Below are 26,798 nucleotides of genomic sequence, written 5' to 3' on the forward strand. Positions count from 1 at the left end.
GACACCTTTTTGAGCAAACATCACAGATTTTCTGGCGCAATGCGCTTCACTTATTGGGTCCTAAAAAAGACCAACTCAGCTGAACGGTGATGCTTAGCGCAAATAAGGCGGGATAGGTTCTCCAAAAAACTCGCGCATTAAAAAATTTTCGAGCCCCTCGCTATCTCCTGGGCGTGCGGACAGGACAACGACGCGATTAAGGCGAGGTGATTCCCAGTTAAAATCTTCCTGATGATACTGACGAATCAGCTGGATCATTCTGCGTATGATTGCACGTTCAATATCGCCGTCCGGCCCTGCTTTCACTTCAATTAATTCCCGCCGTGGATTGCTGTCGCCAGTTGTCCAGGCGCGAAACGTGAATTGCGCATAGCGTGGGCCAATTTTGATAATCTGAAAAACGCCACTGGTACCGGGTATTTGCAGGTTGCGTTTGACTGTCGCCATCCTGATCTCTTCCGCTGAGGGCTGTGGCTTCGGGTTAATATTTTTGTTGTTCTCAATTCCATCAAAAATACCAGCCGGGCGGCTTTGTTGTCTTCTTCTCTGATTAATATACTCCGATAAATCGGCCGATGCGGCGGTATCCTTTTTTTGTGGAACCTCAGTTCTGGTTTCTTTTTTGGGCGGCGTAACTTTTGCCGTTTCAATTGCATCCTTCTTGACAGGCGGTGGCTTGGGTGGAGCGAGAGGCCGGGGGCGTGGAGGCGGCGGCATTACCAGCTCCGGTGCTATTTTTGCTTGTTGCGCTTCATTCTGGGGCTGCGTCTCGCTGCCTTTGGGTGGCGGCGGGACGGGCTCCTGTGGCTGCGCGAGTTCCGGAAGCTCCAGAAATTCCGCTTCGATTGCGTCGGGGATATCAATATTGACTTTAATTTCTGGTTCCGTTAGGAAAAAACCAACCGCCCAGATGGCGATCAGCCAAAGCAGTGCCGCCAGCGGCAGCGGCCACCAGAGACGAATTTCCCTTGTTCTGGAGCTGTTCATCGCTACGGACTTTATCAATCTATTAAGGGATATAGGAATTACTTATGCTGGACCGCGATCAGAAAATGCTGCACGCCCGCATTCCGCGCCCTGAGCATCGCCTGAACCACAATACCCTGTGGCGCTTCATTATCCGCTGATACGATCAATTTTTGCTTAGCATCCTCAAGCAGCGGTTTGAGCGTGGTAGCCAAGGTATCGAGGGTAACGGATTCCTTATTGATAAAAATTTCACTGTCCTTGGTCAGCGTTAAAGTCACCGGTTTTTCGGCACTGAGTTTCTCAGCTTGTCCTTCAGGTAAGTTGACTTGCAGGGAATCCAGATTCTGCATGGATAACGAAGCCAGCATAAATGTCGCGAGCAGAAAGAACATGACATCAATCATGGGAATAATCTGAATATAACCTTTTCGGGGTGTTCTGGATTTACGCAGTTTCATGGGTGCTTTCCTTTTGATCCAACCGAATATGATCGATCAGGCGCGTACCGAGGCGTTCCATTTCATCCATGGTTTGTGATTGTAGACGTGAGAAGTAATTGAATCCAAACAGCGCAACCAGCGCGATAATCAGACCAATAACGGTTGCAATGAGCGCTTCGGCAACGCCACCTGTCACCGCAGTGGGGTTGACGATGCCTTCGCTGCCGATAACTTGAAAGGCGCGCATCATGCCGACAACGGTTCCCACGAGCCCCAGTAGCGGCGCGGCTGTCACGATTGTTTCCAGCGCCCAGAGTCGGCGGGACAATGAACTTTCAATTAACTGGGCTTCATCCGCTGCGCGTGATTCAGTCCACCAGGATGGTTGGTGCCGATTGGAAATCACCACTTCAAAGAAGCGCTTGTAATAGTGGCGTTTATCCAGTCCTGACAGGATTTTTTCCAGATCTTCCCACTTGAAACCATAGGTTTCGATAAGATTCAACAAATCGTTCGAGAGACGGGCGAAGCGCCAGTAAACAAATGCTTTTTCGAGCATTATCGCCAACGCGATGACGCCCAGCAAAGATAACGGCAAAATAATGATTCCACCCAGTTTTAACATGATCCAGGCTTGGTTAAGGTGTTCCATTCATAAACTCCAGATTGGGTATGTTTTTATAACGTGTGATTCAAAACGGTCGTTGCCTTAAGTTTAAGCCGCTGACACCGGATAATCATAGATCTCCTGTGCGATCAATGCGTACTTTACAGACATTTCTTCGCACAAAGTATGCTGCGGCCATTTTTGAGCTAGCATTCTTCATTTAAATCCGAAACTGAGAACGTAGATCAGGAATCTACTACTGTTGCGAGTTGAGGTAACGTTTGGCCTTGTCTGAGGTCAACTTTCTCGCCTCAACCTTGAATGCAAAAAGGTGTCAAAAAAGGTGTCAAAAAGGTGTCAAAAAGGCGCCAGTCATTGCATCTTGCAAAATGAACGAATTAATCGACTAACAGTACTGTAATGAACATTATATTTGAGATAAATTTGCCTTGGGCGTTTCTAGCAAAAGATGATAGTGATTATCCATCAGGCAGTAGGCATAACATATTGCTTCATAGCGTGTTATCAGCTCTGCTAATAAATCAAGAAACTGCTGTCTATCCTTATCTTCAGCAAAAATAGCTGCTCCACCGTTCCCCCTTGACATAACATGGTATAAACCATTCGAAAACTCCAGCCTGATCGGACGTGCCATAAAACCATTCTTCTCCATATTCATTGATGGCTACGTATCATAAATGCATTTTCATGTGCTATGTAATGACTGACACCTTTTGCCCCAGCCATCCTATGCACGCTGTGTTGCACGCTCTTATGGGTTGCAAGATTTACCTATTTTATTTTTCCTGAACCAACCCATCAATTCCTTCTCTAGCTCTTGCAATGCATCGTCAATTGAATCAACACTTGAATCACTTTCCCAGAACATACCACCTGGATCAAGCGCGCGTACCAACGAACTACTGTATTCATCTCTTCCAATTTCTATCCAACCTTGTTCTTCGATCCAGCGCGTAATTGTTGGGTAGGAATCTGCAAACGAAGCCATTTGAAAGTACCTTTATCTATTTTGTTTCAGCCAAGTTGATAATAAAGGTGTCAGTTATTGCATCTTGCAAAATGAACAAATTGACCGACTCACAGTGCTGTAATGAACATTAAAATATGCTGCAATTTCAAACATTGTGTAATGTCCCGTCTTATATATCGCATTCATTGCCTCTCCTCTCTCAGTAATGTCGGCAACAATTTCGTCCATTGGTTTCCTGGGCGATTTCTTCGATCGCTTGGTAATATGAATACTGTTACTTTGTTTCAAATTAATATGTTTCTGTATCTCACCAATAAAAGCATTATCACCTAAGAAGCTGTTTGGAAACTGCTGTTTTAAGCTAGTCGCCTCAACATAATACGAGTCATGGCGATGTAAACCCAGGTTTCATCGGTACGTGTGAGCCGCTCATAGCTTTTACTGAGTCGGCGAGAATGGTTCAGCCAACTGAAGGTGCGCTCGACTACCCAACGACGGGGCAGCAATACAAATTTTCTGGTTTCCCTGGGATGCAACACTACTACCAGACAGAATTTGAACCGTTCTGTAACCCAATCTACAAGGCGACCACCATAACCACCATCCACCCAAATCTTCTGCAGTTTCTTGCAACTACCCGGCCAGATGACGCAACAGTAAGCGAGCACCATCACGGTCCTGCACACTGGCAATGGTTACCATAACCGTTAACAATAACCCCAGCAAAAAAAGGTGTCAGTCATTGTATCTTGCAAAATGAACGAATTGACCGACTAACAGTACCGTAATGAACATTAAAATACGCTGCAATTTCAAACATTGTGTAATGTCCCGTTTTATATATCGCATTCATTGCCTCTCCTCTATCAGTTATGCCGGCAAAGAAAAGGTATCAGTCGCTTCATGCACTACGCAATGATTGATACCTTTTTCTAGTGAAATAACCGAGTCAGCTTTGTGACTTCAACATTATTCTTCTACCAGTAAAGTAAAATTAAAAATAGGATAAGCATCAAGTTTCAAATCAATGTAGCTATTTTTATAGGGAAGAATTATGAATCATTTTATTAAGCATACTGGCGGGTTGGTATTAGCCATTGCAGGTGCCTTTTCTTTTGGCGTCATTGCCCTTCAGCAAGGCGAATCCATTAATGCGATCTGGATTGTGATTGCGACTATTTGTGAAGAGGTATCAGTCATTGCATAGTGCATGAAGTGCACTATGCAATGACTGATACCTTTATCCTAAATTCCTCAGTTGAAGACTCCTAAATCGCTCAAGAACCCTATTGATTAAGGTTCTTTGAAAGATCCATGGCATTACCAATCAGATGAGATTTTAGTGAAATAATCAAAATCTGCCAAAAGTGTTGCCACACCTTGCTCTCAGCTTGCTTACTGTAACTGAGGAGCAGTTAACATTTTTGGCTGTGAACCGTTGATAGTATTAGATTGCAGCTATTTTCATTCTAAATTCCAACTGAGGAATTTAGGTTTATATATATAGGATATCGTTCGGCGCGCCGACCGGCCGATTGAGAAAGCTCCGATACGTGTAGTAGCCAACTGCTTCGGCAATCTTCATTGGTTTCGTCTCCTATGAGGGGTTTGGTAGTCTGGTCTGCTAGCTATCATCGGATCCACCTAACGCTCCGCATGAGCCGTCGGACTCGATGTGGTTATTAGCACTCTCATTTCACCAATTTAACCTGCTCCACCACATGTTCTATGAGTTCTCGAGTACCCCACCACATAGTAATAACCAGAATAAAAAAGGGTAGCAACGCAAAAAAGCGCCCCATTCTTGACGTTCCGCTTTTCGCCCAAGAGTGGAAGGGTTCGATTCTGAAAGATGCGAAGAAATATGCAAAATAGAAACTTAATAGAAAATACGATATCGATTCGATCGCCTTTAATGGTGCGCTCCCAGTCTTTTCCGCCAAGTACGATAGCCACCTAAGGCGATTGTCCACCCGACCCATTTAAACCACAAGGGTGTGACCGTTTCATAGAACGCATGAGCCGCATAAGCCCATTCATTCTCAGTCTTTTTCGCCGTTAAATCGATGATGCGATCTGGCGCCTTGTCTTCTTTGTCTGACATTATCCCTTTAGCGCTAACGTTTGAGTTCAGCGGACGCCGAAGGTGGTCCGCTGGAACGAAGGGTTAGGTTCACATGAGGCGATTCTCGATGACCCTAATCGCTGACGAGAAATCGCTTTCGATGAAGTACGCATTTTTCTTGCCTGATTTCTCTTTCCATTCAAGAAAACCATCCTTGTCCCACTCTAGGCCAAAGTAAGTTACGCTGGCTATCGATTTGCCAAGAACATCCCAGATGTGTCCATCCGACTGATAAACACGAACCCTGAAATGAAGACATGTCGAGATCTTACACTATCTCACTCCACTGGCGCTGCTGCGCCTCAACGTAGTCGGGACATACCTTCACAGGTTCTCCCTCAGCATACATGGCGATCACAAGCGCAAAACTGTCGTCTTCCGCACAACGGCGCAGCGTCTCTTGTTGGTCTAGAGCATTCTGCACTTAAATAGAGTCGATAAGGGATTCTCAAAGGATGAGATATAGTTGATTGAAAAGGTGTCAGTCATTGCATCTTGCAAAATGAACGAATTAACCGATTAACAGTACTATAATGAACATTAAAATACGCTGCAATTTCAAACATTATGTAATGTTCCGTTTTGTATATCGCATTCATTGCCTCTCCTCTACCAGTAACGCTGGCAACAATTTCGTCTATTAGTTGCTTGGGCGGTTTCTTCGATCGCTTAGTAGTATGAATATTATCACTTTGCTTCAAACTAATATATTTTTGTACTTCACCAATAAAACCATTCTTTTCCATATTTATTTATCACTACGGATCATAAATACACTTCATGCACTATACAATGACTGACACCTTTTTAATATGTCTCTAATTGGAGACGAAATATTTCCTTCAAAATCAATTAATTATATCCAACAATCAAAAAATAGTTAAGTATGGGCGACAATTACTCACTGTATCCTACATAGGTTACTCTACAGACTTTATATAAGTAATTAATTAAACATCAAAAATATATTTTGGCATGAATATTGCTAGAAATATAATGAGTTATATCTTAATGATTACTCTATCGATTTATTTATTAGCACCAATATTGGTTGTCAATAAGGATATTAAGTAATTCGATAGCCTTCAGTCCTGATTAAAGTAATTAATGATAATTCTACTTGATCAAGTTTTTTGAAGTTTTAACTTCATTCAAATTTTATACTCAATAGAGGAATACAAAGTGCTTAAAAAAGAAATTATCAAATTGAGAGCAGCCTTACCTATGCTGCTAGCGTCATTATCCGCAGATAGGCGAGCATTTATGGATAGTAATAGCAACTCCGATCGCTTATCGAATACACTTACTTCGACTGATAGTCATAGTAAAAATGCAATTTATAATACAGCGAGTCTTATTAATCTTGATAATCCATTTTTTAAAAGCTTGAGAGAGAATGACCGTAGCGGTACTTCCTATAATGTTCCTTCTCAAGTATGGACGATAACACCCAAAAGAATACAAACGATTTTAGAAAAAAAACAGGGCTTGAATCTGTTTCTTGGACTGGTAGAGAACGCTAATTCTCTTACTGCAGTGCCAACTGCTGAAGAATATCGCAGCGCATATAGTATGTTACTGAATAAGGGAAGTATATGTCTGGGAATCGATATCCTTGCTGCCGCACTAAAATCGCTTTAAACCCTATAAATCATCACATACATCACAAATATATCACAAGTGCACATGCTGCCATTGTGCGTAGCTAAGCGCTATTTAATACAAACCTGTCTAGATCAGTAGAGTAACAGAGAATTTCCCATGTAGTTCTGTTAATAACTGTACGTATTAATAATGATAATGATTATGATTATCAATCAAATATTGATAAAAATAATAATAATCGTTATCATTACATCCTAACACACTAAGGAACGAGGAATTTAAGCTGAAGAGACTAAAAAGACGCACAAATTCAATGAATAAGGCAATGATTTGATGAGGCTATATTTAATCAGAAGGAATCATTTGATGCTGCAAAATAAAATTTACTCATTTTTTATCAGCAATCCAGCTTGGGCTAAAGGTGAAAATCGGGTTTCAAAAATATATTTTGGCATGAATACTGCTCTAAAATCGCTTTAAACCCAATCAATCATCACATATATCACAAGTGCACATGCTGCCATTGTGCGTAGCTAAGTGCTATTTAATACAATCCTGTCTAGATCAGTAGTGTCAAGGGACTTAATGATGATTTAAACGTCGAGAGGTGCTTCCAAGTACTTATACGACGCGCCATAACATTCCCAATTCTGGAATCACCAATACCAATGCCACTGGATATTGGTATCTCTGATGCATCGCGTCGTACGCTGGATATGCCGCTGCATACACTAAAGAAACAAGGATTGTAGGTCATTCGGCCTCAGAATTGTGAAAATCTGCTCGCGCTATCTCACATGGCTCGCCACGATTGCTCAAGTCCGACAGACTCCTAAGACAGGGTGCTCATTTATCACTTTTTAAAATTAACCGCAATTTTGCGGTACCGTCATTCGTAGGTAATTCATCATGAATAACAAACATAACAAACTAATTTCCATCGCATTAACTGGCTTACTTTCATCTACTATCGCTACATCAGCATATGGCGCAGATTTGTCAATCGTTGGCCGAATTCAGGCTGAATATAGCGGTATCAATATCGAAGGTTTCTCCAGCCAGACAACTGTTAATGATCCAACCTTTTTCTCTTCATGGGGCCTGCGTGTATTTGAGGATTTGGGAAGCGGATTTAAAGTAGTTACCATGATAGATTTTGGTTTCAATACCAACGGTGGACCAATAGGAAGTCGAGAAATGTTTGTCGGGATATCCAAAGATTCAATTGGCACACTAAAATTTGGTCGCACTCATTCCCCCTTTGCAGATTTTGCTGGTGGCTGGACGATTGATCCATTTGTCTATACCACGCTTCAAGCTACTGGCAGTGGTGGCACTATGATCGCAAGCGCCAATGGCCTTGGTTCAGGATCCTTTACCGCTGTAAATAGCGTGGCGCGTTTTGACTCGGCAACTTTCAATGGCTTTTCCTTTGCAGTTCTGTTAATGCCTGGCAATGCAAACACACTAGAAGCAAATCTTGGAGGCATTCTTGGCGGTCAGGGCATTACAAAAGGGAACACAGGTGGCAAGGATGGTGAATGGGATGTTCAGTTTGCTGCTAAATATGCCATGGAAATTCAAGATCATAAACTGGAAATATTTGGTGGCTACTCTAGGGACAATGTTAGCTCCGCTCAAAAAAAAATAACGGCAGTTAATTTAAAAACCGAGGAAGTAGTGCGAATCGGCGGAGCATGGTCTTACAAAAACTTTCGTCTTCAAGGTCAATATGACTTTATCAGCAATGCATTGGGCGCAGCGACATGCTCAGATGCAGCTGCCTTGGGTGAGATAGGCAATGAGTCTACCAGGCAATGTAATACTGCAATGAACCCTGGTGGTGACGGCAGCATCTGGTTTGCTAGTGGTCAATACAGAATAGGAAATGCAACTCTGGTCGCTCAGGGGGGAATGACAGATGCAAATAATACTGACGTTTTCGCAAGTCGCAAAGCCAAAAGCTTTACTGTGGGCGCACTTTATGATTTAAGTAAACGCACCAATCTGTTTGGCGGCTATCAGCATGTAAATGTAATAGATAAAAACAACACAGTTGATCGTGATCGTGATACCTGGACAGTAGGCATACGTCATCTATTTTGACGATAACTCAAAGAAACCCTGAGTAAGTAATTATTCAGGGTTTCCGATTGGATAAATGATGGTTTGAGAAAAGATTTTTTCCAATAAACTAAACAGAATGATGGCTTCCTCCTTCAATCCACAGTCCACAGCTTTCTGCAGCAGATAAGTGCTTACCGATAGTGCAAGCGTTGTAAGAAAAGGTGTCAGTCATTGCATCTTGCTTATGGGGATTGTAAGGCTGTGGAAGTGAAAGTCAACTGACAGTTGTGACGAGTGGGTATCTGGTGGGCTAAAGTATAGCATTCCAACGTAGCTGGACTGGCACGTTCATTCCTCGATTTTTGTCCGGATCGGTCCATTGCTGAGTCATTCAGCCTGTATAAGCGAATGCCTTCTCGGCGACCCCAAGCACTTGGCCGCCAAGTAGAGCGCAAGTGGAAAGAACCATGTCTCATGGTGGTCCCCGGCGGGGTGGACATCGCTGCTTCGAAGCAGGGGGAATGACCTCTACCACCACGAAGCGCCCTTCGCGGCAGTGCGGGCAATTCATCCACTCGAGTTGTATCACCCGGCGCATGAACGTTTCCACCGTTGATAGCTGAGGCGTTGGCGCCTCCAGCGCAGCGCGCAGCAGCCAGCTTGACCGCTTTGCGCGCTGGCCAATCAAGCCATAATGACGTATACGCTTGAACTCTTTGGGTAGGATATGCTGCATGAAGCGGCCGATAAACTCGCCTGCCGCCATGCTGAGGATGCGACCATTAGAGATTGTCACTCAGTGTGTGTAGTGCCCCAGATTCCAGTAAGTAGGGTGTCAATCAGTAAAGCGTATTGCACCGAATATTTTTCATTCGGCTCAATAATGATTACACCCTACGCGAGCTTTAGCTTTAATTGATTTTTTTCTAATTTCTCTTTTAGCCATTCCTAAACATCTATATCACTATCTCTGTACTGAGTTATTTCTCCGCACTGCTTCCCTAGCTTTTTCAATGTATTGTGGGACCAAACAGCTAAAGTCACTGAGACCTACAATTAGCATTTTATTGATCTAGATCAATGAAGCCAACCCTGATTTGGTTCATATTTTTCATTGATCTAGATCAATGAAGCAAACCCTGATTCGGTTCATATTTTTTATGTTTACACATAATATAGGAGTAAATAGAGATATGAGTTCATTAGAAAAGACAACAGACGCTAAAACACTTAGAAATTTTGGTATCAATATCGCAGTCATATTCGGCGTAATGGCGACTTTGATTATTTTATCAGTATACTTTGCTGGCACTTCGAACTGATTTGTCGGCAGGCGCGCAGCGTGAAATTCTGCTGCACTGCTTTGGATGCGATAAGCCCTGCCGGACCATGCTAATCCGGCAGGGCAATCTCGAAACAAACTCGAAATATGAATGCATGCTTGATAAGCATGCATTTTATTCAATGCACTACCGGGATCACCCATTAGCCGCCTTAAATCAAGAGTACGAACAAAGTTTTCGCTATTCGGCGATAAGATAACAATCAATAACACCAATGCTGAACATTCTTGCTGAAATTCCTCACACCCTTTGCTTCAAATTATGATGATGTCAATCGCACCAGTCACCCATCAGGATCAAGTGAAAATAAACCGGCTGTTTCACCCTGGCAGCCAGGCTGCCTCAGAAGCATCTCAGTACTGTCTTGTATCCAAGTGTTTGGTCAAATCTGTGGTTGCCTATTCGGGCCCTAACCTTTTCTGGCTTACAATCCAGGTGATTGCCTTCAACAAACTGTTAACAATGGCAAATGCCGGCCCAACGAGACGAGAAATAGCTCAAAATTTGTCGTAATGCAAGATTTGACCCTGTGCATATAACGCTCCGCTTCAGCCGCGGCTCTACCTTCGGAGCTTCGCCCCTGCGGCAGGGACGTCGACTGGAAGCGATGGTTATGTTTCCAGCCACTTGTACATGACCAACGCATCAACATAGCCCTTGGAAGGATGATAAAAGGCCTTCAGTAATCGGCCCACGGTAGCGAAGCCGAGCTTGTTCCAGAGCCTTGCTGCGCCTTCATTGCTGGACGCCACGAAATTGAACTGCATAGCCTTGTACCCAAGCTCTCTCGCGATTTTTTGGGAGTGTTCACACATCGCGGTGGCGAGGCCACGCCCCCCCTGGCCGCTGATGAAACCATGTAGCCGCAATTGCAGACATGGTCGCCCGGACCCGCTTGGTTAGTCTTGATGTAATACGTGCCAAGGATCTTCCCGTCCTCCTCGAACACATAGGTCTTTCTTGGACCATCTATCCAAAGCTTTAGGGCTTGCTCCTTGGTGATGTCCTGCGAGTACGCATAGGTTTCACCGGCCGCAGCGATCTCGTGGAAGATTGGCCAAATTTGGTCGAAGTCTTCTCTTCTGGCTTCTCGGATATTCATGGATCTCGAATCTGTTCACGTGGAAACATAATTAGAATTAACACTCCAAAATGATGCAATCTATTCCCCCTTGACATAACATGGTATAAACCATTCGAAAATTCCAATCTAATCGGACGTGCCATAAAACCATTCTTCTTCATACGCATTTATGACTACATATCATAAATGCACTTCACGCACTATGCAATGACTGACACCTTTTCATTCAGGTGAAAAGGCGATATGGCCGACCACCTGACCGGATTGCTCGGCAACCAACGAAATGGTAAGGACGTTGGCCTCACGCAAAGCATCAACAATGAAGTGCTCGGTGTGGCTGCTATAGGGATGAGAGGCAAACGCTTGACGAGTCACTTCGTCAATAGCACCTTCATCGCTTTTGCATTCGGAGCGGATTGCAAGTGACATGATTTAGAAGGGTTAACGCTGCCGTTAACCCTCCGCCGAGGAGCGAAGCGACGAGAGGAACCGCAAGCGCGCGAAGCCCGCTTGCGGCGGTCGGGTTGAACGGCGGGTTAGCCGTCATTTTTGTCGTATCGGCCAAAGCGTTACAACCAGGAATCCGTTGTAGCGCCTAAACGCATCGTGGATAGGGGCGATATCAATCTCGGGTGATGCGTCTGGATCCTCTAGACCAACCCAGTATCGGCTGTTGTCGCCCCACGGCTCATTTACCACCGCGACCTTTCCGTGGAACTTGAACGTCACTCGATCGTCTTTGAACCAATTCCGACGAACGTCGGTTACGCCGGGCACGGAGCGCAGTAGTTTGAACAGCAGCCGGAACGTAAGCCAAGTGCTCGTAATTTCGAACCCGCGAAGAGAGCCATCTGGTCGCAAGATCGGATACGTTCTCATGACGGCTAACGCCTGACATGAGCGGCGCTCCGCAGACGGCGGAGCCGGCCGCGGAACGTCCGCTCGATGGAAGGGTTAGGCTCCGACCGAGGAGCTACAAGTCCCTGAACGGTTGAGAGCACTGCGAGTGCGATGTTCTTTGCACCTAGGACTGTGTAGACCCACGCCTTCTGCCAACGGTGCTGCACGACGAATACGTGCAGATGCAGGTTTGGCCGCTTTCGGATCGACGCGCCGCTGTGAACGAGCATGAAAGCTTGCGGATCATTGACTGTGCCAAGCGCCAGTTGCTCGGCCTGTGCGACGAAGAACGCCATGAGCTCCGCCGGCTTAGCAACCGATGCCACGCTACGTGGTTCGTGGCAAAGCACGAAGCAGTGCCGCAACCAAGGCAGCCTGTACTTGACCAGCAGACAGGAGCGTTCCGCGTAGCCGGGCGGAACCAGGACTTGTCTATCGAGCATGAAGCGCGACATGGCTAAGGCGCCTAACGTTTGACATAAGCGGCGGCTTCGGGCTGGCGAAGCCAGCCCGAAGCCGTTCGCCCGATGGAAGGGTTAGGTGCTTTGTTGGCCATTCTCGTAATTGAAGCGATAGACATTGCCGTTGAAGTCGACTGCCTCGACGCACTCCGGTAGAAGCGAGATGCCTTCTGTGAAGATGTCTGCGCCGGAGGCGCTCCAAAGAACCTCTCCGCTCTCGGACAGACGTGCAATCTCCAGCTCACCGTGAGAGATGAGTGCGCGACGATGACCTTCGAAGTAGACACCGAAACAGGTGGCTGTATCTGCCTGAACGGACCACTTGAACGCGAACGGATTAAGCTGAATGCAAACAACGCAGTTGCCTACCGCGACATAGAGGAACCCATTTGTGTACACGGCTGAATGCTCATGCACGACACTGCCGCTGCCGTCGCATCCAAGAACTGCCACGGGCTCGCCGTTGAGCAAGATGCCATGGATGGATTGTGTAGCGAGGTTCTTGGTGAATAGGTAGCCGCGAACGTTGTCAGCAGAACCAAACGAATAGACCGGTTCGTTCACCAGTTCAATCGTGCCGACTTCAGTGGTGATGCGCATAGCGTCTGGACGCCTAACTAGAATTAGATCTCCGAGATGACGCAATCTATTACGTCAGAAATGAAATCTAACACGACAAGCTGCATGCTATCCCCTTATTTTTTATAGAATTGAATCAATTTGGCTTTCATCATAACAAACTTTGTTAGATCCACAAATACGATGGATAAACCAAAACTTTTGAACCAGGTGCGAGATAAACTCAGGCTCAAGCATTACAGCTATCGTACCGGGCAATCTGATCTTGCCTGAATTAAGCGTTTCATTCTCTTTCACAAAAAACAGCATCCGAATAGGATGGGAGGGAGATTGAGTCCTTATTTTTGTGTTTATTTTTCCTATGCCTATCAACGCTGGCAAGATAGCAGCCATTACGCATTTTCCTGGATAGTACATATAATGGACACCAGAAATATAAAAACTATTCTATCTTTCGTCTAGCCACCTGGCGTAATGATCGGCTTGTATGCCATCTCTTCGATACCGGGGAAGCCGCCTGATAATCCGACCATCATTCAGTATTTTCCTGGTTTTTCTCCGACTGTTCACAATATGCTGCATATTCCGGCTTATGCTTTGCTTGCGTGGACGCTCCAACGCTGCCTGTTTCCGTATCTTCTCCCTCGAATTGGATTGACTCTAGTCGTGATAATGGCGGCATCTACGGTGCGCTGCTTGAGTGGCATCAGGCCGATACCCCCGGTCGATACGCTAGTTTCAGTGATGCTATGTTTAATTTCATCGGCGCAATAATAGGCGTCTGGTTCGCATGGAGGAGTGCGGTTGTAAACAAAACCACTTGACCCATAGGCTCACTATTTGACAACACAACTCAAGATAGAGAGATAATGGTAGGCATCAGGGCCGCTTTGTACTGCCCAACAAAAGTTTTTTTGGCAACGGTCTCTTTCTGACTACTCCTAAAATTCAAAAATAGGAATTTATGAATCGAATCTTGGTAACCGGGGCTACCGGGCAAATTGGTTCTGAACTGGTTCCTGCGCTGCGAAAAAAATACGGCACCGATCATGTTGTCGCGGCTGGACATAAAAGAACACCGCCAAAAGGCTTTGTAGAAGAAGGGCCCTACACCTCCCTTGATGTGACCGATATTGATGCGCTTACAAAAATTGTGCGGGACTTCCGCATTGATACCATTTTTCACCTGGCTGCCCTGTTATCAGCCGTTGCTGAAAAAAACCCGCAGACTGCCTGGAAAATCAATATGGAAGGCCTGCAAAATGTTTTGGAAATAAGCCGCATTTATGGCTGTGCTGTTTTCTTTCCCAGTTCGATCGGCGCTTTCGGACCAGGCACCCCACGTGACAACACGCCCCAGGATACCATTCAGCGCCCCAATACTATGTATGGGGTGTGCAAAGTAGCTGGCGAGCTTTTATGTGATTATTACTTCACCCACTTTGGGGTAGATACCCGCGGCGTTCGCTACCCTGGATTGATCTCGTATGAAACACTACCTGGCGGAGGAACTACCGATTACGCCGTCGAAATTTTTTACCAGGCCATTCAGCAAAAGAAATACGCATGCTTTTTAAATAAAGGCACAACTCTCGATATGATGTATATGCCCGATGCCGTGCGGGCTGCCATTGAGCTGATGGAAGCTGAACCGCAGCAATTAAAACATCGTAATGCCTTTAATATCACTGCGATGAGTTTTGCTCCCGAAGAACTGGCCGCGCAAATTCAGAAACACATACCTGCTTTTACTATGCACTATCAGATCGACCCGGTTCGGCAAGCCATCGCTGATTCATGGCCACACCATCTGGATGATCAAGCCGCACAGAAAGAATGGGGCTGGCAGCCCCAATATGATCTTGCGGCCATGACAAAGGACATGATCGAGCGTCTAACAAAAAAGCTAAGTGTTAAACCTTGATAAGGAGCCGAAATGTCTCTTGAACAATTGAATGTGTATTGCACCTTGAAGCTGGCCGAATTGAAAGAAAGAGGTGCTCAAAAAGGGGCAGAAAAAGTGATTGCAAAAATCGCCCTGCCCGGTTGGATAAAAGAGGGCAGATTGCCTACTTCCGCAGAAGATGAAAACTTTGGACCGCGTTATTTTTTAGCAGGGGATGAAAGGGCGTACTTACTGATGAACTCCAATTCATACCTGGGTCTTACGTTACATCCTAAGGTGATGGCCGCAGAAGAAGAAGGAGTCAAACATTTTGGTACCGGCCCAGGTGCCGTCCGTTTTATCTCAGGCACATACCAACCGCATGTCGAACTTGAAAAGCGCCTGGCAGCATTTCACGGACGTGCATCCGCCATGATTTACAGTGCAGCTTATACAACTGTGATGGGGGTACTTCCCGCATTAATCGATGAACATACGCTGGTAGTGAGCGATCAACTGAATCACAACTGCATCATCAATGCCATTCGCCTGTCCTATCCAGCCAAAAAAGAGATTTTCAAACATCTCGATATGACAGAACTCGAGCGTATTCTCAGTACTTATGCTTCTGGCAAAAATGCCGCAGGCGGGTCCGAGATCAGGCGAGTGCTGGTCATCACCGACGGCATCTTCAGTATGCGTGGCGATTGTGCGCCACTGGATGAAATTGTCGCGATTTGCCGGAAATATGAACAGGATTTTGCAGACGGCATTATTACCATTGCTGACGATTCACATGGCGTAGGCGCGTTTGGTGAAACTGGACGTGGAACCGAAGAATACACTCAAAGCAAAGTCGATATACTGATTGCCACGCTGGGTAAGGCATTAGGTGTAAATGGCGGTTACGTGGTTGCCAGCGCCCCTGTGATTGATTATCTGCGGGAAATCTCCCCTTTTTATGTGTATTCAAATCCGATTACCCCGTCCGAGGCACTGGCCGCCATAGCCTCTCTGGAGATACTGGAAAGCAAGGAAGGACTGGAACGCTTAGCAAGATTGCGCGAGCTGGCGGTACGCTTTGAAAATGGCCTAACTGAACTGGGTTTCGAAACCATCCCTGGCGAACATCCGGTAACCCCGCTTGTCGTGCGCGACACCCAGCAAACAGCACTTCTGATCGAATACCTTTTTCAGAATGGCATCTTAGCGACCGGTTTAAATTACCCAGTCGTTCCCAAAGGAGACGAAGAAATTCGCTTCCAAATTAACGCCAACCACACCACTGGAGATATCGATTACCTCCTAAGTGTTTTGAAAAATTTTCTGGCTTATTCGCGTTCTCGTTCATAGCCTTTCTGGCTTGGCTTTTCTCCGCAATGAAGCTAATTCTGAATGGCAAAAATGGACAAAATTATTTTCCGCAAGCCGTTTTAGCTATGTGATCGAGAAAGGAGTTGGTTGCATAGCTAAACCAATCTTTTGACTTATCATGCTGAGCACCGATCACACTGGTTGCTGCATTGGGATCTGGATAAAGCAGCATCGTATAGGAGCGAGCTTTTCCTTCCTTGCAATCAAGCTCATATAAACTTTTGACAGATTGATATCCACCTGGTTGCTTTTGATCATAACTGGATAACGCCCAGACTTTTCTGAAATGACCATTTTTTTGGGTGGCTTCTGGATCAAAATAATGACTCTCCCCTTGCTTTGCTCCTGCAGCTACTCTCACCCATTCTGCCTGCCCAGGTGCTACAGCAGACATAAGAAAGGCCAGCAAAAATATTTTTTTCATAATGTCTCTTTGATTTTGATGCCGCGCTGAAACAGTTCGCGGATAGGAACTGAATAATACGCTCTATTTTATCAGAGTAACTTATTACCTTGCTTTCGTTTGGTTCACAGTCAGATGCTGCTCAATAATGATTGTGATCAATTTATCGGCAGAAACCGTTTTCGCTCTACCTGCTATTGGATCGTAACCAAGCACGGGGGTCAGTAATGGCACAACTTCCGCTTCGCTCATCAAACACCCCGTAGGTCCCAGTCCAGGTAGCAGGATCAAAGAATGATTGGATATTTGGCTGCATGATTCTCTCTTTTTCTCAGCCCAAATAGATTCATATAAATTGACTATAGTATATTTATCAACATAATATTAATTCTTATTATATGTAAAGATAGATCATAGAGAATTATCATGACTATCGACTGGACATATTTCACACCAGCATCTGCATTAGCTGGCGGCATGGTGATCAATATCGCGACCGCTATTCTGTTGTTGCTTGCGGACGGATCGCCGGTATTTGCGGCATAGTTGGTGGTTTATTCAGGCTGCAGCGGGGTGCCCATCTCTCGTGTGATCGATAAGCGCCTGGTTCTCGACAGTCTGGCATTTGGCATCGGCTGGAGCATCTCGGGTATCTGTCCGGATCCCGGGCTGGTGCTGGTTGGAGCAGGCAACTTGCATGGCATGGTATTTGTCGCAGCCACGTTGCTCGGTATGGGTATTTTTGAGCTGCTGGAACGATACCGTGCCCACTATGCCAGGCAACAGGATGGATAAACTGTCATGCACCTCATACAAAGCATTTTTTGCAACTTTTAAACAAGAAAATTTGAATATTTTTTTATGCTGAGCAATCAATCAATCTTAAAAGAAATAGAAAATCATGCTGATTTGACTGACATGCTGTCAAATCGGGCATCCGCTGTACAAGTATGCGCCTTGCTGAAAGCGCTGGCTAACGAGGATCGCTTACTCATTCTTTGCAAGCTCATGCAAGGTAAAAAAAATGTGGGCGAACTAGAGCAGTCGCTGGGAATACGGCAGCCGACCCTGTCACAGCAACTTACCGTTCTGCGTGAAGAAAAGCTCGTGAATACTGAGCGCAAGGGCAAATATATCTATTACAACCTGGCAAGTCGGGCAGCATTACAAATCATGCAAACGCTGTATCACCTTTATTGCACCGATAATAATCCTCACCCTCAGCAAAAAAGTAGTCACCTTAAGCTGAAGAAACCGACTCCTTCTAGAGGAGAAAAAAATGAGCATAATCACGACCAAACTGAATGAAAAACTGTCTGTTACCGGCCAGATCAGCGTGGATGATTTGGCAGAAATCGCTGCAGCAGGTTATAAATCTGTTATCTGCAATCGTCCCGATTATGAGGGCGGTGAGACACAGCCCACCAGCGCACAACTGGAACAAACAGCACGCTCGCTTGGTCTCCAGTTTGTTTATCTGCCGGTCGAGATCGGGGCAGTTTCGACTGAAAAGAGCGATGCATTCAACAAACTGCTGGTTGAATTACCGAGACCTATGCTCGCTTTCTGCAAAAGCAGCAACTGATCGAAAGCGCTGTATGAAATGACGGGACAAAAACAAGAAAAACCTAAAGGTGAAGCAGGAACAGGCGAAGCTCCTGCAACAACTCAGCTACCACCCCCCTCCGAGGAAAAGCTGCTTCCGCTGATTCCTGCCTGCAATTGGGGCAATGCTTTTGATATCGTTGTGATAGGAGGGGGAGCTGCAGGAATTGGCGTCACTGCCAGTCTGTTGCATCGTCAGCCTTCCTTACGCATCGCTATTATCGAACCTAGTGATAAGCATTATTATCAGCCGGCCTGGACCCTGGTCGGCGGGGGTGCTTATGACATCGCGCAAACAGTGAGGAACATGTCTGACGTCATTCCGCCGAAAGCAGAATGGATACAGGTAGCAGCGAACGGCTTCGATCCAGACCATAATCTGGTCCATCTGGTCGATGGTCGCTCGATTGGTTACCGCCAATTGATCGTTTGCCCAGGCATTCGTCTGGCATGGGAAAAAATCGAAGGTATCCAGCAAACGCTTGGCAAAAATGGCGTTACTTCCAACTATCAATTCGAGCTGGCACCTTACACCTGGTCGCTGACGCAAAATCTCAAAAGAGGTAAGGCTCTGTTTACCCAGCCTCCCATACCGATCAAATGTGCTGGCGCACCGCACAAACCCATGTATCTGTCATGCGATCACTGGCTGCGCCAGGGTGTGCTGGACAATATCGAAGTCGAATTTAATAGCGCCGCTGCAGTACTGTTTTCGGTCGCTGATTTTGTGCCGTCACTGATGAAATATGTGCAGCGCTATCACGCCAAACTGGTCTTCAACTCCAACCTCATAAAAGTCGATGGCCCCAACAGAATTGCCACTTTCGAAATTAAGGATAGTGAAGGCAAAGTCACACTCGTAGAAAAACCGTTTGATATGCTGCATGTGACGCCTCCCCAGGTCGCACCTGATTTTCTGAGTAACAGCCTGCTGGCAGATGCAACCGGATTTTGTGAAGTCAATCCCAAAACTTTGCAACATACGCGTTACCCCAATATTTTCTCACTGGGGGATGCGTGCTCCTCGCCTAATACCAAAACAGCAGCGGCAGCCAGAAAGCAAATCGTCATTGTGGCCGATAATCTGCTTGCAGCCAGAGAGGGCAGAAAACTCCCCGATATTTATGATGGCTATGGTGGCTGTCCGCTAACCGTGGAGAAGGGCAAGGTGATTCTGGCCGAGTTTGGTTTTGGCGGCAAGTTGCTGCCGCCTTTTCCGTTCTTCGATCCGACTGCACCCAGCCGATTTGCGTGGTTACTCAAAGTCAAAGTGTTCCCATGGTTGTACTGGAACGGCATGTTGAAAGGCCGTGAATGGCTGACCCGTTCAACAGGTGTAAGCTGAGCAGCTCATGGATACTAACTTGATCAGCATTCTGCTAGGTTTATTTACTGGCACCGTACTCGCCTTGACAGGGGCTGGCAGCACTATCATCGCGGTGCCATTGCTCATGTTCAGCCTGAACCTGACGGTAGCCCAAGCTGCTCCCATTGGTTTGCTGGCGGCCAGTTTGTCGGCAGCGATCGGTACATTGCTCGCATTCAGGCAAAACAGAGTCAGATACCGGACAGCCGGTTTCATTGCTTTGATAGGCGCACTCGCTTCACCAGCAGGGATATGGCTTGCACAGCACTTACCCAATATATCATTGACATTACTGTTTGCTTGCGTACTCACCTTTGTTGCCCAGCATATGTTACGCCAAAGCATGCACGAAGGTAAAAATGAGATAAGCGCTCAGCATACCGCTCCTCCTTGCCAGTTAGATGATACCAGCGGACGTTTAATTTGGACCATGCCATGTTTCAGAGCATTAGCATTGTCAGGCACGGCAGCAGGTTTTCTGTCAGGTCTGCTGGGCGTAGGAGGTGGATTCGTGATCGTGCCCGTCCTCGGGAAAATCACCAATCTTCCCATATTGTCCATAATGGCGACCTCGCTGGCGATCACCGCATTAATTGCTACTACTGGCGTTGTTTCGGCGATACTCATTGGTGCCATGCAATGGTCGATCGCCATACCCTTTTGTGTTGGTACTATCGCAGGCATGCTGCTCGGTGGAACATTTGCCGCTCGTTTTGCCGGCCCCAGATTACAGCAAGGCTTCGCTATCCTCGCTGGCAGTATCGCTCTAGGCATGATCGCTAAAGTGGTTTGGACAATCTTTCTATAGCAGCGCGGGGTAATTTATCTCGAACGTTGCACCTCCTGCGTCAGCACACCCTACAAGCTACCATCCTGGAAGCGAGACAAACAAATCCTCTGCAGCCCAGAGTGGTTTCATTTTAAATACTCGTATCGGCAGCCTCTACAAAACCGAGCTATCTATTTGCTTGAGCGATGCTTATCAGCATACCATGCTACTAATAACATGATAGCTGCAAACACTGCCAATCCAATTATAGATTCAATCGCCATCATCTGCTCCTTTACGCAGAATAAAGGAAACAATCAAGAACATGCTCGCCAGAAATATCAGTGCCAATACACCAACGATAGTCACTTTCTTATCAATCAAGCCGCCCAGTAAGGCCGCAACAACTGATGCGGTAGCAACATTATCTGATACTTTAGCCAAACCTTCTCGTTGCTCCTTGTTGAATACTGGAAACTTCATACAGCCAGCTTACACCAATATTTTTACAAAATCAAAAAGGAAAATTGGGTTTTGCAACGCAAGACAGGCAAGACGTCAACGCCGATGCGTATATCGCTATAGGGGCAAATTTATCAACACACCATCTTGCACCAGAATTAACGATACCACTTATATCGTGAACGATATACTCGAACGATGCGCCTCCTTACGTGAGCACATCCTACTCGGAAACTAACTCAAGCAATCTGCAACGCCTTCAGAATAGGTAGGCGTTTCTCGGCGAAGTCGCCAGCCTGCCGTGTGAGTTCCGCCAAGTTTTCCTCCACAGACTCAATGGTTTTACCTTCTTTCGTCAGCCGTTGATTCAATGCGGCAAGGTATTGCCAGGCAAACTGCGCCCATTCCTGGGGGGATTCTTTTCCTTGGTGACGAGCTAGCAGAAAAAGTTGTTGGAAACGATTGATCGAGACACCGCCGCCTGTGAGGGGACTGGCCAAGTAGGCTATATCATTACTGCTACGACTTTTGTTCATCAAATGCAGGTTGAGTTTGTCAGTGCTGCGTCTAGCTTTTGACGCTACCGTATCTTCCTGCACCACTGCGACATCGCCCTTGCCAATCAGGATCATTGCCGCCTGTAAAATCTGTGCAAAGGTGAGTCTCTTACTCTGCACGGCCTGCTCGATCTGTCCCAATGTTCGCGGCTTATAGTCAGCCAGTAGATCTAGAATGGGTGCATAAACATCCTCATTTAACGTGGCCTCCCCCAGCGAGCCGCTGACTTTCAGTTTGATCGCTTCTCGCAGATTCAGCAGTATCACACGTTGACTCCGCAGACGTTCAAGACGCTCGAGAGGATCGCATGGTCGCGCGCCTTTGACCCAGTAATCCCTCCTGAACTGGGTATTGCACATAAAGTCGCGTGCCGTTTCCCGGAACATTGCATCGGGAATTTCGCGCAGGAATTGCTGCTGCACTTCTGACAGATTCACCGCGTCGACATGGTCAGTATAATGGGCAGAACAGGCATAACTCAGCTTGGCAGATGTCAGCCAATCGCGCATGCGCGTGAAGGACATCGGGTGCCAGTCACGGTTAAAGTATTCGTGCGCCAAGTAGTTTCGGTTCTGCTCCTTCATCTTATTGATACGCTCGGCTACCTGGGGATTGGTACGCCCGTAAAGCGAGTTAGTGGCAAGCATGCGCTCGGCAAAATCAAGCGCAGCATCAACGCGGCTGATGATTCCCTGGCCGCTGGCGCCCATTACTTCCGCGTGCTCCGCCAACAGCTCCCGCATCGGCAGCATCGCTGCCCAACCCGGCTGGGTGTTGTAGCTAATATAGAGCACTCCTCCCACCTTCAGCTTGCGGCGGATAAAATCGACGATGACAGCCCGATTTTCGTCTGAAATCCAACTCCAGATACCGTGCAGACCAATATAGTCAAAATCGGGCAAATCGGACCGGGCACAAAACTCGGCAAATGCCTGATCATACAGATGAGCATTTGCGCCAGACACAGCCGATACTTCCTGCGCAAAACCAGCCTGCACCGGGTTGAAATCCGTACCATACCAGCACTTGGTTGAGGCAGCCGCGTGCATGATGATGCTCATTCCCTGACCAAAGCCCAACTCGCAGGCCGTCTCAATCTCTGGAAAATCTACCCCGGTCGTTAAAAACGGCAGACTGAGGCGCAAAGGGTTAAGCTCTGGGTAGTAGCCATAAGTATAGCTAATATCAGCCACGTAGCCGGCAGTCCAGTCAGTCATAACTCTCTCTATTCATAAATGATGGATAGTGTTCTGAGGGAGTAACCAACACGAACGATGCGCCTCCTCCGTCGGCACATTCTACGCGGGCTGCACGCCATCGCCGTTGCCGTGTGTAGGGATATGAAACAGTGTTCATCTACGCGGCTGTCAATTATTGTGGTGATGCTTGATATACCAGATCAGGCTTAAGCCGATCAGGTTGATGACTGCCAGTGAAATCAGCAATGCAATCAATTCGGTTGTCATTTCATCGCCCTCCTTCGTTATCCCTGCGAATGTAGGACAATATCCATACGGCAAGGCATTCGATATTCAAAAAACCCAGTGCAGCAAACCCTATTTGCAACCATTCCACCGGCCGAGCCACCAAACCCGTATAGCCAAATACTGCAAACAGGCCAATCGCCATGACATGGAGGACGGCAGCAATATGTTTTAACTGATCATTGTTCATGAACAAATTATAGCGTCACGATTAGCCAGTAGACAATGAGAAACCACTTCCGCTGGCGGTTCGTTTTTAGTAGGCTTGGTGTTATTCCATATACGGCGCAATGCCCGATGGTTATTGCGCCCTACGCGGACTAATATCAGCCACGTAGCCGGCAGTCCAATCAGTCATTATCTTTCCTTACGAAAACCAGAAGTTTTTTAAACAATGCGCCACAAAAAAACCCCGCTCCTGTGTAGAGAGCGGGGTTGGTTAGCTTCTTATCCGACCAAATCAAGATAGTCGGACATCTTCAGATAGATTAGAAGTTGATGTCTGCTTCAGATAGTGAAGCTACGCCGGTCAGCTTAACAAGCAAATCATCAGCTGCGGTAAAGTTACCATCCTTGTTGGCATCGATAAACACGAAGGTGTCAAGAAGATTAAGAGGATCCGCATTATCAGAATCAATTACACTGAAAGCTACGCCACGATCACCTGCAGGTGAACCAAACAGATCCGCAATGCTGGTCAGATCTGTAGCAGCATTGATCTGGGAGGTCACATCAACCACACCGCGCTGCGCCCCGCTGAAGCCCAAATTAGTGACGTCAAGACGGTCACTGTTCACTCCCGGAGCAATAACAAATCCACTCACATTATCAAAGCCGGTGTCAGATGATGGTGATCCTACCGTCCCGATGGTGATCTTGCCATCCTTAGAGGTATCCGTGATTTGAGAATCGGTCGCAGCCTTCAGAACAAAGGTATCACGTAAACCAACTGCGGTCAAAGTCACAACGTCACCGCTCTTGCCAGTGTAAATGACATCACCAACCGTGCTAGAAGTGTAGGTATCAACACCCTCAGCACCGTTGTAAGCAACGTTCTTAAGATGAGTTGAGAAATCGATGGTGACATTGCCTTTTGAGGCGGTTGCATCAACTTTGTTCACTATCCCAATAGTGGTTACACCTAACAGGTCAACAGATGCATCGCCTTTGATGGTCAGGGTTTCAGCCTTATCAGCCACGAGCTTGGCCGTCAGAGTGTGTGCGGAAGCACCCAGCGCTTTACTGCCGCCATCCAGGGTACCCACATTGGCGTCTATTACCAGATTCTCAACACCATTCGCTGTAACAGTATCAGCGTTGATATTACCATTGGCCACATCATCCTTGTTACCATCATTGATGGTGGCTACCAGGGTAAAGGTTTCAGCATCGCCCTTGGCAGAGGTGCCTGTGTAATCCTTACCGGTAACAGTAATCGTATTACCTACCGCAAAATCAGCATCATTAGCTTTGCTGGCAATATTGAGCGCGAAGGTATCGGGTGCATTCGTGAAATCAACAGCACCAAACAACGGACCACTGATGGCTTCGTCGATTTGCACGGTGGCAAAATTATTCAACGATACATCATAGTTGCCTGTACCACCCGAAACATCCAGCGTTTCGAAGTTGGTGATGAATTTCGATGTTGCGGCGGTCAAAGTAACACCATCGGTGATGTTAATGATGTCAGTACCATCACCCCCGTCGACACCCTTGTCGAATTTGTCCTTCAGCTGAGCACCCACAAAGAGTTTATCATCACCTTTACCGAGCGCAACAGAAGAGCCAGCCACGTTACCTGTATCAAGACGGAAGGTATCTGCACCATCGCCGCCGGATACAGCTACAGCTTTGGTACCTGCGATAATAGCCTTGACACCACCTGTGTTCTTAGATGCATCGAACGCGGTCATCGCACCTGTAAAGGCAGTACCAGTCAGATCGACACTACCTGCTCCGGTAATCGTGGCAGTAGTAATCGTCGCACCACTATCAACCAGCGATAACGTGTTCGTACCAGAAGCAGCAACCGACAAAGTTTTAATAGCATCAGCAGTCGTTGAATTGATCGTAGCAAACGCATTGTTGGCGGTTACATTTAAGGTAGTCGCTTTGGCGGCTGCTACAGAACCCAGATCTACATTATTGGGCGTGCCCGATTTGCCAAAAGTATCCAAACTAAGCGCTAGTGTGGCAGCAGCAGAGTCATCGAATTTAACATCTTGATTTTGATTCTTAACTGCCAGATTGGCGATCGATCCAAGGCCACTTACCGTACCAACAAAAGTGCTATCGTGAAGCGTCACAGTATTAACACCTGTGGCAGTAGACAGATTCAGATTATCTATGCCAGCAAAACGTAAATTGATATTCTCGATGTTTTTGAGCGTTGGCGCAACCATAATGCCCTCAGAAAGAGTCGCATTGAGGGTATCACTATTGCCGCCGTTACCATCAAGCGTGTCCACGCTTTGCAATGTATTGATCAGGGCGCCAGCTCCATTCTGCTGAGCTTCAGCATTGAAGGTATCATCGCCAGCTCCACCGAGAATATTGTCCTGATTAATAGTGAGCGTATGAACCCCACCTGGTTGACCTGTAGGTGGCGTGAAATGGTGATCTATCAAAAATTGTGTCGCTTCCGCTTCTGTTGAAGGTCCTGCAGCAGTCACGTCTGCCAGGACTGCTTGTAAACCAGCGACAGTAGTACCGTCATTTTTAACAGAAAAAAGATCTGCAACCAGAATCTTGTGTTGGAACAGATCAGCCGTAGGTTGAAATTCTTGAGGTACAGTACCCAGCAGGAAATTAGATGCTTCGAGAAGGATATCACCTAGGTCCACACCTTGCTCGAGCCGCGCAATGAAAAAGGCTTCTGCTTGCGCATCTGGGCTGGCCGGGTCGGTATTGCCTGCTGTCAAACCAAAATTGTTCAACAGTGCAGCTGCAATTTCTTGATTGGTAACGGCGCCATGGAGAATATCTTGCTTGAATTGACGGGTTGCCACCAGTTCATCCGCCAGGTTTTCAAAAGACATACCAGCCTCGACCGCTTTAGCAAAATCTTGTAGAAATACGGAGCCAGGAGCAGCGTTGAACGTAGCCACTGTCAGCGCAAGTATGTTTTCCTTTTGTTGAGGAGTAATAGCCATAACGAGTGTTCCTTATTAATTAGAGTTAAAAAAACTTCTGACAAAAAACCATATGTCACGAAATCGCTGAATATGAAACAAATAGTCCTTGCAAGCTGTTAAAAGTCATTTTTCGCGTTCCTGCTGTTTACATATTTCATGACAATGACTATGGCCTCGCCACCAGAAATCGCCACAGTTGACAAGTGTGAACGATTCTGCCTAAAAATTCTATCGCATGCAAGCAAACAAACATTTTTAAACATGTTGTGTTGTTAATTTACAACGATTCTTACAATACCTTAGCAAAAAAACAACCTAATAATAAATAGTTAAAAGATGAAAATGTAAGAATTTAATTTGAATATTGCAGCGGAGAGATTGACGCCCCAATACAGCATCTGTTTCCGAATAACAGACTCATTCTTCCGAGTAATAGACGCACACCTAAAAATCAAAAAGTGCCTACTTTGCCTCATTTTACTTAGTCAGGCAATATTATTTATTGTGTGCTCTTATGACAGAAAGAGGTGTGATTTTTCTCACATTAATCGCTTGTTATCTGCATCACGGCTGTAGTAGGAGCA

35 protein-coding genes and 1 pseudogene are annotated in these 26,798 nt (G+C 46.3%); 11 read left to right on the top strand and 25 right to left on the bottom strand.

The annotated features are described in order from the left end of the window. Window positions 1–93: 93 nt before the first annotated feature. The 6 genes from R2Q26_RS00430 to R2Q26_RS00455 form a co-directional block, all read right to left on the bottom strand. On the bottom strand, window positions 94–987 hold the full coding sequence (locus R2Q26_RS00430; protein ID WP_317534442.1) for a hypothetical protein: 894 nt from the start codon (window positions 985–987) through the stop codon (window positions 94–96). Between the two features lie 38 nt (window positions 988–1,025). After that, the gene (locus R2Q26_RS00435; RefSeq protein ID WP_317534443.1) at window positions 1,026–1,427 is read right to left on the bottom strand and encodes a biopolymer transporter ExbD; all 402 of its coding nucleotides are present in this window, start codon (window positions 1,425–1,427) and stop codon (window positions 1,026–1,028) included. After that, complete coding sequence (locus R2Q26_RS00440; protein WP_317534444.1) at window positions 1,414–2,061, bottom strand: MotA/TolQ/ExbB proton channel family protein; 648 nt, start codon at window positions 2,059–2,061, stop codon at window positions 1,414–1,416. The genes R2Q26_RS00435 and R2Q26_RS00440 overlap by 14 nt, the downstream gene beginning before the upstream one ends. 382 nt (window positions 2,062–2,443) lie before the next feature. Then, window positions 2,444–2,671, bottom strand: coding sequence for a transposase (locus R2Q26_RS00445; RefSeq protein ID WP_317534445.1), 228 nt, complete (start codon window positions 2,669–2,671; stop codon window positions 2,444–2,446). A 117-nt stretch (window positions 2,672–2,788) separates the two neighbouring features. Continuing rightward, entirely contained in the window at window positions 2,789–3,025 is a 237-nt protein-coding gene (locus tag R2Q26_RS00450) for a hypothetical protein (RefSeq protein WP_090571870.1), read from the bottom strand. 338 nt (window positions 3,026–3,363) lie between these two features. Further along, window positions 3,364–3,678, bottom strand: coding sequence for a transposase (locus R2Q26_RS00455; protein ID WP_317534446.1), 315 nt, complete (start codon window positions 3,676–3,678; stop codon window positions 3,364–3,366). A 383-nt stretch (window positions 3,679–4,061) separates the two neighbouring features. Between R2Q26_RS00455 and R2Q26_RS00460 the strand changes: the two genes are divergently transcribed. Continuing rightward, window positions 4,062–4,214, top strand: a complete 153-nt coding sequence (locus R2Q26_RS00460; protein ID WP_317534447.1) for a hypothetical protein — start codon at window positions 4,062–4,064, stop codon at window positions 4,212–4,214. A gap of 705 nt (window positions 4,215–4,919) precedes the next feature. On the opposite strand, the gene R2Q26_RS00465 is transcribed toward R2Q26_RS00460, so the two are convergent. Together R2Q26_RS00465 and R2Q26_RS00470 are read right to left on the bottom strand one after the other, a co-directional pair. After that, entirely contained in the window at window positions 4,920–5,111 is a 192-nt protein-coding gene (locus tag R2Q26_RS00465; RefSeq protein ID WP_317534448.1) for a hypothetical protein, read from the bottom strand. 506 nt (window positions 5,112–5,617) lie between these two features. Further along, window positions 5,618–5,878, bottom strand: a complete 261-nt coding sequence (locus R2Q26_RS00470) for a hypothetical protein (protein ID WP_317534449.1) — start codon at window positions 5,876–5,878, stop codon at window positions 5,618–5,620. 436 nt (window positions 5,879–6,314) lie between these two features. Between R2Q26_RS00470 and R2Q26_RS00475 the strand changes: the two genes are divergently transcribed. Together R2Q26_RS00475 and R2Q26_RS00480 are read left to right on the top strand one after the other, a co-directional pair. Beyond that, on the top strand, window positions 6,315–6,773 hold the full coding sequence (locus tag R2Q26_RS00475; RefSeq protein ID WP_317534450.1) for a hypothetical protein: 459 nt from the start codon (window positions 6,315–6,317) through the stop codon (window positions 6,771–6,773). 873 nt (window positions 6,774–7,646) lie between these two features. Beyond that, window positions 7,647–8,843: a porin gene (locus tag R2Q26_RS00480; protein ID WP_317534451.1), complete on the top strand. Its 1,197-nt coding sequence runs from the start codon at window positions 7,647–7,649 to the stop codon at window positions 8,841–8,843. A 433-nt stretch (window positions 8,844–9,276) separates the two neighbouring features. Here R2Q26_RS00480 and R2Q26_RS00485 read toward each other — a convergent pair whose 3' ends face one another. The 10 genes and pseudogenes from R2Q26_RS00485 to R2Q26_RS00530 all read right to left on the bottom strand — a co-directional run bounded on the left by R2Q26_RS00485 (window position 9,277) and on the right by R2Q26_RS00530 (window position 13,564). Further along, a complete protein-coding gene (locus R2Q26_RS00485) occupies window positions 9,277–9,402 on the bottom strand; it encodes a hypothetical protein (RefSeq protein ID WP_256329437.1) in 126 nt (41 codons plus the stop codon). Between the two features lie 81 nt (window positions 9,403–9,483). Next, a pseudogene (locus R2Q26_RS00490) lies at window positions 9,484–9,570 on the bottom strand (transposase); the annotation flags it as partial. Between the two features lie 345 nt (window positions 9,571–9,915). Next, window positions 9,916–10,290 (bottom strand): hypothetical protein, encoded by a 375-nt coding sequence (locus R2Q26_RS00495; protein ID WP_317534452.1) that lies wholly within the window; start codon window positions 10,288–10,290, stop codon window positions 9,916–9,918. Window positions 10,291–10,758: 468 nt separating this feature from the next. Continuing rightward, the gene (locus tag R2Q26_RS00500; RefSeq protein ID WP_317534557.1) at window positions 10,759–10,962 is read right to left on the bottom strand and encodes a hypothetical protein; all 204 of its coding nucleotides are present in this window, start codon (window positions 10,960–10,962) and stop codon (window positions 10,759–10,761) included. A 491-nt stretch (window positions 10,963–11,453) separates the two neighbouring features. Then, window positions 11,454–11,660 (bottom strand): hypothetical protein, encoded by a 207-nt coding sequence (locus tag R2Q26_RS00505; protein ID WP_317534453.1) that lies wholly within the window; start codon window positions 11,658–11,660, stop codon window positions 11,454–11,456. Window positions 11,661–11,774: 114 nt separating this feature from the next. Continuing rightward, window positions 11,775–11,930, bottom strand: a complete 156-nt coding sequence (locus R2Q26_RS00510; RefSeq protein WP_317534454.1) for a hypothetical protein — start codon at window positions 11,928–11,930, stop codon at window positions 11,775–11,777. Beyond that, window positions 11,920–12,129 carry a hypothetical protein gene (locus R2Q26_RS00515; RefSeq protein ID WP_317534455.1) on the bottom strand — a complete coding sequence of 70 codons (210 nt, stop codon included), beginning with the start codon at window positions 12,127–12,129 and terminating at the stop codon, window positions 11,920–11,922. Before R2Q26_RS00515 ends, R2Q26_RS00510 begins: the two co-directional genes overlap by 11 nt. Next, on the bottom strand, window positions 12,116–12,586 hold the full coding sequence (locus R2Q26_RS00520) for a hypothetical protein (protein ID WP_317534456.1): 471 nt from the start codon (window positions 12,584–12,586) through the stop codon (window positions 12,116–12,118). Before R2Q26_RS00520 ends, R2Q26_RS00515 begins: the two co-directional genes overlap by 14 nt. Before the next feature lie 81 nt (window positions 12,587–12,667). After that, a complete protein-coding gene (locus R2Q26_RS00525) occupies window positions 12,668–13,192 on the bottom strand; it encodes a hypothetical protein (protein ID WP_317534457.1) in 525 nt (174 codons plus the stop codon). A 102-nt stretch (window positions 13,193–13,294) separates the two neighbouring features. Next, a complete protein-coding gene (locus R2Q26_RS00530; protein WP_176969705.1) occupies window positions 13,295–13,564 on the bottom strand; it encodes a hypothetical protein in 270 nt (89 codons plus the stop codon). An 81-nt stretch (window positions 13,565–13,645) separates the two neighbouring features. On the opposite strand from R2Q26_RS00530, the gene R2Q26_RS00535 reads away from it, so the two are divergent. The 3 genes from R2Q26_RS00535 (at window position 13,646) to R2Q26_RS00545 (ending at window position 16,409) form a co-directional block, all read left to right on the top strand. Beyond that, window positions 13,646–13,945, top strand: coding sequence for a hypothetical protein (locus R2Q26_RS00535; RefSeq protein WP_317534458.1), 300 nt, complete (start codon window positions 13,646–13,648; stop codon window positions 13,943–13,945). 190 nt (window positions 13,946–14,135) lie between these two features. Then, window positions 14,136–15,095: an L-threonine 3-dehydrogenase gene (locus tag R2Q26_RS00540; protein ID WP_317534459.1), complete on the top strand. Its 960-nt coding sequence runs from the start codon at window positions 14,136–14,138 to the stop codon at window positions 15,093–15,095. A 12-nt stretch (window positions 15,096–15,107) separates the two neighbouring features. After that, entirely contained in the window at window positions 15,108–16,409 is a 1,302-nt protein-coding gene (locus R2Q26_RS00545) for an aminotransferase class I/II-fold pyridoxal phosphate-dependent enzyme (RefSeq protein ID WP_317534460.1), read from the top strand. Window positions 16,410–16,470: 61 nt separating this feature from the next. Here the strand turns inward: R2Q26_RS00545 and R2Q26_RS00550 are convergent, their stop codons facing one another. Together R2Q26_RS00550 and R2Q26_RS00555 are read right to left on the bottom strand one after the other, a co-directional pair. Continuing rightward, window positions 16,471–16,854: a surface-adhesin E family protein gene (locus R2Q26_RS00550; RefSeq protein WP_317534461.1), complete on the bottom strand. Its 384-nt coding sequence runs from the start codon at window positions 16,852–16,854 to the stop codon at window positions 16,471–16,473. Between the two features lie 84 nt (window positions 16,855–16,938). Beyond that, window positions 16,939–17,085, bottom strand: coding sequence for a hypothetical protein (locus tag R2Q26_RS00555; protein ID WP_317534462.1), 147 nt, complete (start codon window positions 17,083–17,085; stop codon window positions 16,939–16,941). A gap of 321 nt (window positions 17,086–17,406) precedes the next feature. Here R2Q26_RS00555 and R2Q26_RS00560 point away from each other — a divergent pair, with 321 nt between their 5' ends. The 5 genes from R2Q26_RS00560 (at window position 17,407) to R2Q26_RS00580 (ending at window position 20,612) form a co-directional block, all read left to right on the top strand. Continuing rightward, complete coding sequence (locus R2Q26_RS00560) at window positions 17,407–17,628, top strand: DUF6691 family protein (RefSeq protein WP_317534463.1); 222 nt, start codon at window positions 17,407–17,409, stop codon at window positions 17,626–17,628. A 66-nt stretch (window positions 17,629–17,694) separates the two neighbouring features. Beyond that, on the top strand, window positions 17,695–18,141 hold the full coding sequence (locus R2Q26_RS00565; RefSeq protein ID WP_411182300.1) for an ArsR/SmtB family transcription factor: 447 nt from the start codon (window positions 17,695–17,697) through the stop codon (window positions 18,139–18,141). Beyond that, window positions 18,113–18,418 carry a beta-lactamase hydrolase domain-containing protein gene (locus R2Q26_RS00570; RefSeq protein ID WP_317534464.1) on the top strand — a complete coding sequence of 102 codons (306 nt, stop codon included), beginning with the start codon at window positions 18,113–18,115 and terminating at the stop codon, window positions 18,416–18,418. The genes R2Q26_RS00565 and R2Q26_RS00570 overlap by 29 nt, the downstream gene beginning before the upstream one ends. A gap of 18 nt (window positions 18,419–18,436) precedes the next feature. After that, window positions 18,437–19,783 (top strand): FAD/NAD(P)-binding oxidoreductase, encoded by a 1,347-nt coding sequence (locus R2Q26_RS00575; RefSeq protein ID WP_317534465.1) that lies wholly within the window; start codon window positions 18,437–18,439, stop codon window positions 19,781–19,783. A 7-nt stretch (window positions 19,784–19,790) separates the two neighbouring features. Then, window positions 19,791–20,612, top strand: coding sequence for a sulfite exporter TauE/SafE family protein (locus R2Q26_RS00580; protein ID WP_090569903.1), 822 nt, complete (start codon window positions 19,791–19,793; stop codon window positions 20,610–20,612). A 234-nt stretch (window positions 20,613–20,846) separates the two neighbouring features. Here R2Q26_RS00580 and R2Q26_RS00585 read toward each other — a convergent pair whose 3' ends face one another. From R2Q26_RS00585 to R2Q26_RS00605, 5 genes are all read right to left on the bottom strand, one after another. Continuing rightward, window positions 20,847–21,056, bottom strand: coding sequence for a hypothetical protein (locus R2Q26_RS00585; RefSeq protein WP_317534466.1), 210 nt, complete (start codon window positions 21,054–21,056; stop codon window positions 20,847–20,849). Window positions 21,057–21,274: 218 nt separating this feature from the next. Then, window positions 21,275–22,810, bottom strand: coding sequence for a class I SAM-dependent methyltransferase (locus R2Q26_RS00590; RefSeq protein WP_317534467.1), 1,536 nt, complete (start codon window positions 22,808–22,810; stop codon window positions 21,275–21,277). Continuing rightward, entirely contained in the window at window positions 22,803–22,949 is a 147-nt protein-coding gene (locus tag R2Q26_RS00595) for a hypothetical protein (RefSeq protein WP_317534468.1), read from the bottom strand. The genes R2Q26_RS00590 and R2Q26_RS00595 overlap by 8 nt, the downstream gene beginning before the upstream one ends. Before the next feature lie 111 nt (window positions 22,950–23,060). Then, on the bottom strand, window positions 23,061–23,267 hold the full coding sequence (locus R2Q26_RS00600) for a hypothetical protein (RefSeq protein ID WP_317534469.1): 207 nt from the start codon (window positions 23,265–23,267) through the stop codon (window positions 23,061–23,063). Window positions 23,268–23,565: 298 nt separating this feature from the next. Further along, window positions 23,566–26,232, bottom strand: coding sequence for a hypothetical protein (locus R2Q26_RS00605; protein ID WP_317534470.1), 2,667 nt, complete (start codon window positions 26,230–26,232; stop codon window positions 23,566–23,568). Window positions 26,233–26,798 lie beyond the last annotated feature (566 nt).

Source organism: Nitrosomonas sp. Is37 (assembly GCF_033063275.1).
Lineage (GTDB): Bacteria > Pseudomonadota > Gammaproteobacteria > Burkholderiales > Nitrosomonadaceae > Nitrosomonas.